The following is a 12,555-nucleotide window of genomic DNA, read 5'->3' as shown; positions in this document are numbered from 1 at the left end:
AAAGCAAAATCGTTCTAGTATTAAAAAGCTCCTAGGTGAGCCAGATGGCTATTACTTATATGACGAGTTTCCCGCATATAGGCTTAAAGAAAAAGGAGATTGCGTTGTTGCTTTTCCAATCAATAGAAAAACTGGAAAAGTAAAAAGGGCTCTGATTGAGCCAGAAAATTGCCTAATACAAGGTAATTAGCCAAGCACTTAAACATTAAAGGTATAATTGGCTCGAGATCTGTTAGTTTAGGCTGACTTTATTTTGCGCTTAACTCAGCGTTAGGCGTTTAGACGAAATATTTACTTTTGGAGAGAATATTGAGTAACGAATGGGATGAGTATGCTGAAAACTGGGATGTAGATCCTAGTGTTGAACAGTATGCAAAAAATGCATTTTCAGAGCTCTTAGATAGCATTAATATTAATGGTCTAACCGTTCTAGATTTTGGCTGTGGTACAGGCGCCTTGACTCAGCTAATGAGTCCATCGGCTGAAAGTATCGTAGGGATAGATCCATCTTCTGAAATGATAAAGCTATTGGATAAAAAGGCACTAAATAATGTAACGTCTATCTGTGATTACCTATCTAGTGAATTGGTTCAAAATTTTCCTGAGCTAGAAAATAAATTTGATCTAATAGTCGCATCGTCTGTTTGCGGTTTTCTGCCTGATTATGAAATGACATTAAGTTTATTAAAATCTTTATTAAAAAAAGACGGTCTGTTTGTTCAATGGGATTGGCTTTCTGAGGATGATTCATCGGGTATGGGGTTGTCAGAGAAAAGAGTTAAACAAGCATTTTTGGCGAGTGGCTTTGTAAGCATTAAAGTGAATAGCCCTTTTATAATGAATAGTTCAAAAGGAAATATGCCTGTTTTAATGGCTATTGGTAAAAATGATTAATAAGGCAATAAGATCAAACAAAGACGGATTAATTGATGTCGCTTTATTCAACATTTGAGCGCTATTAGCCTGGTAAAAAATGATAATTATCTCGAGATTTCTAAATAAGACTGAAAAAGTGGAGTATTATTTTGCAATCGTACCAGACGATATGGATCGCCCGTTTATTTTAGGTGCCCAAAGTGCTGATCCTAAGCTGCCTTCAATTGCTCAGTGGGGCGCATCTTCAAGATTTGGACTTGATAATCTTGATACCATTGAAGGGAAACTATGGAAAAGTTGGCGCTCCACTTTAAAGATGCTAGGTGCCTCATGGGTAATACCAATTATGGAAGAGTCAGTAATAAAAAATGATGTAACTTATGCAGTTAATCAAATTATATCTAAATCGTAAATTTGCAATTAACAAAGTGTAGTTGTTGGGCTATTTTTCTCGTTGCACTCAAAAACCAGCCGCAAAACACAGTGTTGGTAATTTTTAATAAAGCCAACAACCCTTAAATAGTTAAACCCCTTAGCCAAACACTACTCTTTATTTAATCGATAAATCGTATTTTAAAATAAGGGCATCAATATAGCGGCTACGTAATGTGAGCTGCTTTTCGTGATCGGCGCCATGGCTAAGGGCTTTATTTAAAAGTTTCATGGCAGGGTGAATGCGGGTGCGCTCATCTTTATCTAAACTGGCTTTGCTGCGCAGTTCGGTTATATCGTCTACTAATAATCTGCCAATATCCACAGCTACAATTTCATCAATTAAGCCATTTTGGGTGAGCACGCCATATTTGCTGCATAAAAATTGTTGCCATACTTGCTGTAAATGTTCTTCTATTTCACAGCCAAACAGTTCCTCGTTAAATATAAAGCCTTGCTGTGCAAGCTTAGCCAAACATTGGGTATAGTGCTGAGCAAACAAATTAAACGCCTGATTAGATGACTCAATTTTTTGCTTTATAACTCCTTGTCCCCAGTTTACGCAGCCACGGGGATAATAATCGTCGTATTCTTCACACTCATATAAGCCTGAGTAAGAGCTGCAACTCATCTGGTTTTTAATGCAATAACTTGGCTTAGGAAAAATACTTTGAGCTTGCCAATTTTCAAGAGTTTCATTGTCTATGTTGAGTGCTTGGCATAACTCACCAGTGTGATAAAAGTGAGTGCTTAAATAGTCAGATAAACGCATAGTGGCTCGCTTAATAGTAAAAAACAAATACTGTTTATTTATACAGTTGTTTATTTTGTATCATCAAACCCAATAACACAAGCCATTTTATAATTAAATACTGGCTATCACTGCAAATAGCGCGGTAAATATGGTACAAATAGGCCAAGTATTAATAACAATGATTTTTTTATGCGCACCCTAGAACAAATTAAACAAGCAAGCCTTATTACTGCAATTAAAACACCTTACTTAGCCAATGGTGAGATCGATCTTGCAAAGTATGATGAACTCGTTGAAATACAAATTGCATCGGGTGTTGACGGCATAGTTGTTGGTGGCACCACCGGTGAAGGCCAGTTAATGAACTGGGAAGAGCACTTAATGCTAATTGCGCACAGTGCCAATAAATTTGGTGATAAATTACTGATTGTAGGTAACACCGGAAGTAATAATACGCGCGAAGCAATTAAAGCAACAAAATATGGTTTTGCCAGCGGCATGCATGCCTCATTGCAAATTAACCCTTACTACGGGCGCACATCAATTGCCGGTGTTAAAGAGCACTTTAAACGCGTGCTTGATATTGGTCCGGCGTTTATTTACAACGTAGCAGGGCGCACAGGTCAAGACCTCACCCCTGATATTATTGAACCACTGGCCCAGCATGAGCACTTTATTGGTGTTAAAGAATGTGGTGGCAATGAGCGTATAGCGCACTATGAACAACAAGGTATTGCATGTTGGTCTGGGAATGATGACGAAGCACACGATGCACGCCATATCCATAAAGCACATGGTGTTATTTCAGTTACGTCTAACCTGATCCCAGGTTTGTTCCGCCAATTAATGGATACCAAAAATGATGCGCTTAATAATTCATTACAACCATTAATGAACTGGCTATTTTGCGAGCCAAACCCAATTGCCATTAATACCGCGATGATCATGACCGGCGCGGTGAACCCTGTGTTTAGAATGCCTTACGTACCGCTTAACGATGAGCAACAGCAACAAGGTGTAACGCTAATTAATCAGCTTAATGAGCAAGATTTTGTCGGTAGCCGAGCGCAGTGTGTGGATATTAGTAAGGTTTTGATTTTATCTTAAACTGTTAGACTATTTATTAAATACTAAATTTTCAAAGCAGCCTAATGTAAACACAGAGGCTGCTTTTTTATATCACTGCCAATAGTAGTTGAGTTTAAGCTGCCACATAGCTGAATTGGCATGTGTTACTGCTAATCTAATATCAATATCTTGGTTAATAGGCACTGCAAGTTCTAGTTTGGTTTGCGCAGGGTTTTTAGCATTTAAGAATGATTTTTCGTAGGATGCTCTGAGTTTAATACCTGAGTCAGTACCAGTAATGATCCCCACCTCTACCGACGAATCATAAAAGTGGCTGTTTTTAGCTAAATCACCCAAATAACCATTAATTAAGCTATAGGCTAAGGTGTTGTTGCTAAACTGCCAAGCTTGTCCGGCTCCTCCCATAACAAAGCTGCGTTTACAGGTTCTGCACAGTGCTGGTTGTCTGTCGAATCCCACATTGATTTTCCACGACCACTTAGATTCATTAGCCCAGGACAATTGGTTTGGATTGAATGACTCTAAATCTAATAAATGAATTTTATTTATGTAAGTTTCGCCATTTGTAAACATCAGCTCGGTATCTAACATTTCTAAATTAGAAAATGGAATGCGGGCAATATCAGAGGCAAGGGTATCAAAATAGCTCAGCCTAAAACCCATAGTGTACTGTGTTTGCTCAGCCGTGTGCATCGCAGAAATTGAGCTGTTAGAGGGCTTTTGGCCTTTATGTGGAGGCTGCTGGGTAAATTGAAATTTAACTTTGTTTTCGCCCATTGGCAGCTTTAAGCGCGCTTGGATTAGCGCATTTTTTAACTCACTTATTTTTACTGGGGTTTGTTTTTGAATTTGTTTCACTTGTACAAGTTCAAATAAAGCGCCAATAATGGCTTTTTGAGACTGTACTGGCAAAGCTAAAAATGATTTGCTTTTTAGTACTGCTGATTCTGCAAAGATTTGTTTGGCAAAGCTGAGCTCTTTTTCACTTAAAGATTGCACATATTTTGAAAATACAGTGTCACGTGAGGGTGTAAATGTGACTTTTTTAACCGCTGATTGCTCTTGGTAGGTGGCTGTGTTTAATCTTGAAAAGATAGTGGCTGGTATTACCCAAGGAGAGCTTTCGCTAGTTAGTTGATCGCCAATAACAAGTTCAATAATTTGTGCGAGATGAAACGCGCAGTTTTCATCGGCAAAGTAATAATCAAATTCAGTGCCTAAAATTTCCCATAAGTGGTTAGCAATAAAAGCCACGTCGCGCTCGTTTAGATTAAGGGTATATTCCCATAAATCTCTTAATTCTATCTCGCCGTAATTATGCTGGTGGCGATAAAACAATTGATCTGAAAAACCGGCTTTATAACCACCAAACAAGCCCTTGAGAATATAGACTAAGCCATTTTCATTGTCTGGAACATGTGCGCCATAGTTTATGCTGTAATCTAATAATTTGTTTTTTGATTCGGTTGAGCGATTAAGTTTAAGTAATAAATGACCATATAACGATGCGGGGTTACTCATATAACCAGAGGCAAATACTAAACTAACAGAGTGAATAGCTTGTTGCTCTCGCCATTGCTGTAATTTTGGGCACTCTGCAGCTGGCATTGAAAAGGTTAAACCTTGCTCTTTGAGCCATTGATAACGAGCAGGGTAGCGACATTGTGTTAATGGCTGGTTATTAAAAGCATGGATTGTTGCTTTTAATTCTGCAACCGGATCATTACGTCCGTTATCTGCAATAAAAAAGGATGCGTTAGTAATATAACTAATAGTAGTTGGTTGATTTTTGTAATGCCCTAATTTCAACCATATTGGGTGTTTTGCTAAAACAGAGATAGATTGCGTGGCAGAACTTGAGAAAGAGGTGAATAAAAAAACGCTAATAAAATAAAATAAAGGTTTCATTGTTTAACCAAAAAAAAGGGCTGTTAAGCCCTTTAATTATTAGATTGCAGCGCATTGAGATGAAAAGTTAGTGGTAATTTTACCTTCAACTAATTCATAAAATGCTTGTGCATTGTCTATTGGTGCGTTTGCGTAATCGCTGCGTACCGAATTGATAATTTGTTGATGAGCAGTTACATCACAACCACGTACATTAAGCATTGCAGAGATATACTCGCCTTCACCCTGTGCTATTTCTTGTTCTAATACAGGAAAAGTTTGTTGAATAAACTGCGCTGTTTTTACGTTAGCGCCTTCACAGCTCTCTACTGAAGAAATGTTAGACGATACCGCTGTTGTTCCTAAATCCCAAATAATATTAGAAATTGCTGCCGCAACGCCATTGTCTGGGAAAACCATTGCACCAATACCACATTGTTGCCATGGGTTGATGCCACTTTTTGCTTGTGACGGCATTGAAACGAATGCGCTTACTAATACCGCAGCAGTTAAACATCTTTTTATCATTATTAATTTCCTTTAATTTATATACACCCCACAAAACGGGCGAAGAAGTTTACCTGTTTTGGTTATTTAAATGCAAATAGTTATGTAACACAATGTAAAACAACGGTGTAAAATTTATAAAAGTGCAATAAAGGCGTGAATTAACGGGAATAAACCTTGCGAGTTAAAACCATTTAGCTAACTTAAACAACAGCTGATAATCGCTAATTATCCTGCATTTTATAAATTAGCGGTTTCTGGTGTTTAAAACTAACTGTTTAAGCGATTTTACTGTATAATTTGCGACCCTTGATAATGTGGCCGCAGGTTATACAGCAATGAATTTTAAATCTTTTAGTTTTGCCCCTGAACTTATTCAGGCGTTAGACGAACTTAATTACCACACCCTTACGCCCATTCAGCGCTCAGCTATTCCGGCTGTTCGTAAAGGTAAAGACGTTTTAGCAAGTGCACAAACCGGTACAGGTAAAACCGCTGCATTTGCACTCCCTATTATTCAAAAGTTATTTGAGTCAGATTGCAGCACTACGAATGCGCCAAGCGCCTTAGTCCTTGCGCCTACGCGTGAGCTTGCAGAGCAAATAGCGAATAACTTTAAAGACTTTGCTAAGTACACTCAGTTAAAAGTAGTGAGCTTATTTGGTGGTGTTAATACCGCAGGACAAGAAATTGCACTCAAAGAAGGTGTTGATGTTGTAGTAGCAACACCAGGACGTTTACTTGATCATATTCGTTTAGGTAACTTAAGCCTTGCTCAAGTAAAACATTTAGTACTTGATGAAGCTGACCGTATGCTTGATATGGGCTTTATTAATGATATGCAAAGCGTAATAAAAAGCTGTGCAGATGAGCGTCAAATTTTATTGTTTTCAGCTACCTTCCCAGCAGCAATTAAACAGTTCGCCTCTAAAGTGTTAAAGCAGCCTGAAATTGTTCGTGTTGATCAAACTAACAGCACCGCAAGTACAGTACAACACGTGGTTTACCCAGTAGAGGAGCGCCGTAAGCAAGAGTTGCTTTCTGAGCTGATTGGTAAGAAAAACTGGCAGCAAGTGCTAGTGTTTGTAAACATGAAAGAAACCGCAGATGAGTTAGTAACTGAACTTAACTTAGACGGTATTCCAGCGGCAGTATGTCATGGCGATAAATCGCAAGGTAATCGTCGTCGTGCGTTGCGTGAATTTAAAGAAGGCAAAGTACGCGTGCTAGTTGCAACAGAAGTAGCGGCCCGTGGTATTGATATTGACGGTTTACCGCGTGTTATTAATATTGATTTACCTTGGCTTGCTGAAGATTACGTACACCGTATTGGCCGAACTGGTCGTGCTGGTAACCAAGGACAAGCAATTTCGTTTGTGAGTCGCGAAGAAGAAAACATGTTGTTTGAAATTGAAACCTTAATTGGTCAAAAAATTAAACGTGTTTACTTAGAAGGTTACGAAGTAAGTAATCGTGAAGTACTGATTGATAAAATTGGTAAAAAGCCAGCGCATTTACGCCGCACCCGTGCTAATAAGCCATCAGGCCAGGCTACCGGTGAAGCGAGAGCGAAAAACCGCTCGCGAATTTCTAATGTACGTAAAAGCTTAAAAGGCGAAAAGCTGTCACTTAAAAAGTAAGACAGCTAAGCCATTAAAAAAACCTGAGTTTACTCAGGTTTTTTTGTGCCGGAAAGAGTAGTTTAGTTGTGCTTTTCTAACATCGATAATGCAACTGCTTCGGCCGCTTTAATACCATCAATACCCGCTGATAAAATACCGCCTGCATAACCTGCACCTTCACCTGCAGGGTAAAGCCCTTTAGTATTAATGCTTTGGAAGGTTTTATCGCGCTTGATACTGATAGGTGAAGACGTACGTGTTTCTACACCCGTGAGTAAGCCATCATTGGTTGAAAAGCCACGAATTTGTTTGTTAAAGGCAGGAATTGCTTCACGTAGCGCTTCAATGGCAAACGCTGGCAGTACTTTGCTTAAATCAGTCAGTTTTATACCTGGCGTATACGAAGGCTGTACATCCCCTAAATTAGCCGACGATTTACCCTTTAAAAAGTCGCCAATCAGCTGTGCTGGGGCATCATAATTTTTACCACCAAGCTCATAGGCTTGCTCTTCTAGCTTACGCTGTAAATCGATACCAGCTAGAGGATGGCCTGGAAAATCTTTTTCTGGCGAAATACCCACAACAATAGCACTGTTCGCATTTCGCTCACTACGAGAATATTGGCTCATACCGTTAGTAACCACGCGGCCTTCTTCAGAGGCAGCGGCAACTACAGTGCCGCCAGGGCACATACAAAAACTGTATACGGTTCGGCCATTATTACAATGGTGTACCAATTTGTAATCGGCAGAGCCCAAAATAGGGTTACCCGCGTTATCGCCAAAGCGGCATTCATCAATCATTGATTGTTTATGTTCTATTCTAAAGCCTACTGAAAAGGGTTTTGCCTCAACATAAATGCCTTTATCGTGGATCATTTTAAACGTATCACGGGCACTGTGACCAACTGCTAATACCACGTGGCGAGTTTCAAGCTTTTCACCATTAGAAAGTGTAAGCCCAGTAACTTGGCCGTTGTCTAAATGGATATCGTCAACGCGGGTGCTAAAACGAATTTCGCCACCGAGTTCAATAATACGGGCACGCATTTTTTCAATCATGGTTACTAGTTTAAACGTACCAATGTGCGGCTTACTAACGTATAAAATTTCTTCAGGAGCGCCGGCCTCTACAAACTCAGTAATTACTTTACGGCCATAATGTTTTGGATCTTTTACTTGGCTGTAGAGCTTACCGTCTGAGAACGTGCCTGCACCACCTTCACCAAACTGAACGTTTGATTCGGTATTAAGCGCCTTTTTACGCCAAAAGCCAAAGGTGTCTTTGGTGCGTTCACGTACTTCTTTGCCACGCTCTAAAATTATTGGCTTAAAGCCCATTTGTGCCAGCACTAAACCGGCAAATAAACCACATGGGCCAAAGCCAATTACTACAGGGCGCTCTTTAATGCTGCTATTAGCGTGTGCTACAAATTTGTAGTTGGTGTCAGGGGAGACTTTAACGTGTTGATCTTTTTCAAACGAGGCTAACAGTTCTGCTTCGTTATCTACCTCAACATCAAGCGTATAAATAAGTAAAATGGCGCTTTTTTTACGTGCATCGTAACCGCGTTTAAACACATTGTAGCTGTGTAGCTGCTCTGGACTTATATTTAATTTATTGATGATGGCTTGGCCAATAGCATTTTCGTCATGGTCAAGCGGCAGCTTTATTTCGGTTAAACGTATCATTAATATCTCTTTTGGTGTCATAGCGGAAAGTAAATACCGCTCACAATAAGGGGAGTGCACAAAGCGCTAATTTATAAGCGCCATATATTACGTTAAATTGTTCGCTTTTGGCACATATTTATTGTGTTTTGGTAAGGGTTGGGTATGATCCGCAGCTGGTAAAGTTAAATATTAGGTATTAAACCACTATGGCGTTTGTAGTCACCGAAAACTGTATAAAATGTAAGTACACTGATTGCGTATCGGTGTGCCCTGCAGATGCATTTTTTGAAGGCCCTAATTTTTTGGCTATTAGCCCGGTAGATTGTATTGACTGTGGTTTATGTGTCCCTGAGTGTGCTGCCGATGCTATTTATCAAGAAGATGAATTACCTGAATCGCAAAAAGAGTTCACCCAGCTTAATGCAGAATTGGCAGAAATATGGCCACGTATAACGCAAGTTAAACCCGCCCCAGAAGATGCCGATAGCTGGAATGGTGTGGCTAATAAATTAAAACTTCTCGACACATAACTACTTCCCAACACTTATTATTAGTTTTTTGTTAATTTTATTACAAATATTAACGCGCAAGTATTAACAAACATATCTGTATAATTTACACTCCAGACCAAAGTTTACTTTTAACAAGTAAATAAACCTAAATGGATGTTTATGCAGTACTTTATACCTACAAAAATAATAAAATTGCTGTTGTTGACCAGCTTCAGCTTTGTTTTAACTCTCAGCCCCAATGCACTTGCCGATAAGCTTAATTATCAACTTGCACACATTAATAAAAACATTGATGTGGATGGCGTGCTTAACGAGCCGCATTGGCAACAAGCAACCCGCGTTGCGGTAAACTATCAAGATGAGCCGAATGAAAAAGGCACGCCACCGGTAAAAACCGATGCGTATATTTATGACGATGGTCATAATTTGTATGTAGCTTTTGTAGCTTATGACACCGATCCGAGTAAAATTCGTGCAGCGCTTCGTGATAGAGACACGCTTTGGCAGGATGACAATGTTGGTTTGGTAATTGATACCTTTAACGATGAGCGTACTGGCTATGAGTTTTATGTAAACCCACTGGGTGCTCAAGGCGACATTCGCATGACGGATACCGACGAGTGGGTGTCAGATTTATCCTGGGATGCTATTTGGGATAGTGCCGGTACCATAAACGAGCAAGGTTACGTGGTTGAAATGCGTATCCCGTTTAAAGCACTGCGCTTTGCACAAAACCAAGCCGACTCTACTTGGGGCTTTTCGATGATGCGCAACTATCAGCGTGATGTGTTGTATCAATTATCAAGTACCGGCTTTGACCGTGATATTAAATGTAGTTTATGTCAGTTTGACAAAATAACTGGATTTAATAATTTAGCACCGAGCAAAAATCTGCAATTAACGCCAACCTTAACCGCATTAAGAAACGATCAAAAAACACAGGTACCTGGCGAATGGGATAACGGCGATGTAGATACAGAAGTAGGGCTCGATCTGCGTTGGGGTATTACTAAAGATGCAGTAATTAATGCCACCATAAACCCTGACTTTTCTCAGGTAGAAACCGATTCGTTAGAGCTGGATGTAAACACCACATATTCTATTTATTACGCTGAAAAACGCCCGTTTTTCTTAGATGGCGCGTCTTACTTTAAAAGTAATTTATTTGAACTGCTCTATACCCGCACCATAGCTGAGCCTAATATTGGCGCCAAGCTCACCGGTAAAACCGACAGCCATAGCTATGCGCTAATGTTTGCAGATGACGACAACAGTAATGTTTTACTGCCTAGTAACCAAGGGTCTGGTTTTGCCAGCCTAAATGATAAAACCAAGGCAGCGGTGGCGCGATACCAATATGATATTGGCCAACAAGGGACCATAGGAGTAACCACCACACATAGAGAAAGTAGCGACTACCATAATACGGTGTTATCGGTTGATGGTAGCTATTGGTTTAATCAGTCAGATACACTTAATTATCAAATAGCCAATGCTGATACCAACAACTCTAAATTTTTAGTTGATAACTACAATTTAGCAGAGTCTCAGTCTGATATGGCGTATGCATTAAAGCTGACTCGCGATAAGCGCGATTATAAGCTTTATGCAACGTATGACAATATTGGTGAGGATTACCGCACCGATTTAGGTTATCAAGAAAAAGTAGACTACGAAAAAGTAGGTTTTGGTGGCGGTCAAACTTGGTATGGTGATGAACATGACATGCTAACAACATGGTCATACACCGCCGATTGGGATAAAAGCTGGGCTCAAAATGGCGACTTGCTTGAAGAAGAATATGAAGGTTACATGACCTTTCAAGGTCAAAAGCAGTCTGTATTTGAGCTTGGTTTGTTAAATCGCTATGAAAACTATAATGGCAATTTTTATAACCAAAATATTGGTTATTTTTATACGGCTTTTAGGCCGACTAAAGATTTGAGATTATCGTTATACGTCGAATACGCAAGCCGTATAGATTATACCAATGAGCAGTTAGGTGATGTTTTAACTACACAATCACAGGCTGTTTGGGATATTAATAATCACTGGCAGTTAGATGTTAGACATAATTATAGTCATTTAGATGATTACCAAGGGCGACGCGTATTTACCGCAAACCTTGTAGATTTTAGGCTTTATTATAAGTTTAGTATGCGCGCTATGCTTAAGCTGATTTTACAGTTTGAAGATATAGACAGAAATGAAGATGCTTACTTTTACCAGGTAAGCGAAATCAACAAAGATTATGGTAGTCAGCTGGTTTACTCATATAAAATTAACGCACAAACGTTATTTTACTTAGGGTATTCAGATAAAGGTTATCAGGATGACTCGTTAAAAAGCATTGAGCGTGACCAACGTACTTTCTTTACTAAAGTCAGTTATGCGTGGCAGTTATAACGCTATAAATACTATAAAAGCAAGATTTTGCTAGGCAATAAAAAACACGCTACTGGGTAGCGTGTTTTTTTATAGAAAGCAAAAGCTAACTATTACAAGTCAAAAGTACGTGAGATAGCAAGTACAATTCGCTCATCTGCGTAATCGTAGTCTAAGCTGGTATTCTCAGCTGCTACTTCAATACCAAACCCTTCATAGCTTGTTTGGTACGCTAAGCGGTAATGATGATACGATTTATCGCCCTTAGCTTCATCCCACTGAAATTTATTGCCATCGAGTGAGTTTGAGATATCAAAGCTAGCACGAATTGCATGATTTGGAGCAATCTCGAAAGTGTGCGCAATCATCGAAATCACATGGCCTGTATCGTAGCCAAAGTAATCCCAGCTGTACCAAAAGTTAAGCTCTGTTTGACCGTAGTCACTGGCATAACCAAATTTAGTATACGCTTCTGCGTAGTTACCATCGCTGTTATTACCTTGGTAAGTGTAATAAGCAATACCGTAATCAAGGCTTACTTGTTCGTTTAACTGAATGTATCGGCCTACATAAGCATCTAGTTCGAAGTCTGTGTCATCACCAAAATCTACATTTGATGCCCATACACCTGCATACACACCGTTATCGTACGCATAGTCAAGACTTGCTTGTAGCGCAGGGTCGTTATCTGTTTGAGTAACACCATTAAAGGTGTAATCAGAGGCAGCGGTAATCGTTGTTGACCAGTTAGCTGCTGCTGTTGTTGACAAAACCGTTAATGGTAAAGCGATAAAAAGTTGTTTTAATTTATTGTTCAT

11 protein-coding genes are annotated in these 12,555 nt (G+C 39.4%); 6 read left to right on the top strand and 5 right to left on the bottom strand.

Translation table 11 applies throughout. The features are described from left to right. Positions 1-309 precede the first annotated feature (309 nt). Positions 310-894 carry a class I SAM-dependent methyltransferase gene (locus tag FHG08_RS17110; RefSeq protein WP_178957206.1) on the top strand — a complete coding sequence of 195 codons (585 nt, stop codon included), beginning with the start codon at positions 310-312 and terminating at the stop codon, positions 892-894. Positions 895-973: 79 nt separating this feature from the next. Then, positions 974-1,288 carry a hypothetical protein gene (locus tag FHG08_RS17105; protein ID WP_256729751.1) on the top strand — a complete coding sequence of 105 codons (315 nt, stop codon included), beginning with the start codon at positions 974-976 and terminating at the stop codon, positions 1,286-1,288. 138 nt (positions 1,289-1,426) lie between these two features. Here the strand turns inward: FHG08_RS17105 and FHG08_RS17100 are convergent, their stop codons facing one another. Then, positions 1,427-2,080 carry a DUF6058 family natural product biosynthesis protein gene (locus FHG08_RS17100; protein ID WP_178957204.1) on the bottom strand — a complete coding sequence of 218 codons (654 nt, stop codon included), beginning with the start codon at positions 2,078-2,080 and terminating at the stop codon, positions 1,427-1,429. Between the two features lie 171 nt (positions 2,081-2,251). Here FHG08_RS17100 and dapA point away from each other — a divergent pair, with 171 nt between their 5' ends. After that, positions 2,252-3,169, top strand: coding sequence for a 4-hydroxy-tetrahydrodipicolinate synthase (dapA, locus tag FHG08_RS17095; RefSeq protein ID WP_178957202.1), 918 nt, complete (start codon positions 2,252-2,254; stop codon positions 3,167-3,169). A gap of 72 nt (positions 3,170-3,241) precedes the next feature. Here dapA and FHG08_RS17090 read toward each other — a convergent pair whose 3' ends face one another. Both FHG08_RS17090 and FHG08_RS17085 read right to left on the bottom strand, forming a co-directional pair. Beyond that, positions 3,242-5,059, bottom strand: a complete 1,818-nt coding sequence (locus tag FHG08_RS17090) for a DUF4105 domain-containing protein (RefSeq protein ID WP_178957200.1) — start codon at positions 5,057-5,059, stop codon at positions 3,242-3,244. A gap of 39 nt (positions 5,060-5,098) precedes the next feature. Further along, positions 5,099-5,566, bottom strand: a complete 468-nt coding sequence (locus tag FHG08_RS17085; protein WP_178957199.1) for a DUF3015 family protein — start codon at positions 5,564-5,566, stop codon at positions 5,099-5,101. Positions 5,567-5,883: 317 nt separating this feature from the next. Between FHG08_RS17085 and FHG08_RS17080 the strand changes: the two genes are divergently transcribed. Then, a complete protein-coding gene (locus FHG08_RS17080) occupies positions 5,884-7,185 on the top strand; it encodes a DEAD/DEAH box helicase (RefSeq protein WP_028834771.1) in 1,302 nt (433 codons plus the stop codon). A gap of 62 nt (positions 7,186-7,247) precedes the next feature. On the opposite strand, the gene FHG08_RS17075 is transcribed toward FHG08_RS17080, so the two are convergent. Continuing rightward, positions 7,248-8,858: an NAD(P)/FAD-dependent oxidoreductase gene (locus FHG08_RS17075; protein WP_178957197.1), complete on the bottom strand. Its 1,611-nt coding sequence runs from the start codon at positions 8,856-8,858 to the stop codon at positions 7,248-7,250. A gap of 188 nt (positions 8,859-9,046) precedes the next feature. Here FHG08_RS17075 and fdxA point away from each other — a divergent pair, with 188 nt between their 5' ends. Then, on the top strand, positions 9,047-9,370 hold the full coding sequence (fdxA, locus tag FHG08_RS17070; RefSeq protein WP_178957196.1) for a ferredoxin FdxA: 324 nt from the start codon (positions 9,047-9,049) through the stop codon (positions 9,368-9,370). Between the two features lie 141 nt (positions 9,371-9,511). Next, on the top strand, positions 9,512-11,758 hold the full coding sequence (locus tag FHG08_RS17065; RefSeq protein WP_178957195.1) for a carbohydrate binding family 9 domain-containing protein: 2,247 nt from the start codon (positions 9,512-9,514) through the stop codon (positions 11,756-11,758). 92 nt (positions 11,759-11,850) lie between these two features. Here FHG08_RS17065 and FHG08_RS17060 read toward each other — a convergent pair whose 3' ends face one another. Then, positions 11,851-12,555: a TorF family putative porin gene (locus tag FHG08_RS17060; protein ID WP_138607893.1), complete on the bottom strand. Its 705-nt coding sequence runs from the start codon at positions 12,553-12,555 to the stop codon at positions 11,851-11,853.

This window comes from Pseudoalteromonas sp. Scap03 (genome assembly GCF_013393115.1).
Taxonomy (GTDB): domain Bacteria; phylum Pseudomonadota; class Gammaproteobacteria; order Enterobacterales; family Alteromonadaceae; genus Pseudoalteromonas.
Note: the sequence above shows the minus strand (reverse complement) of the source record. Positions and strands in the feature narration are given on the sequence as shown.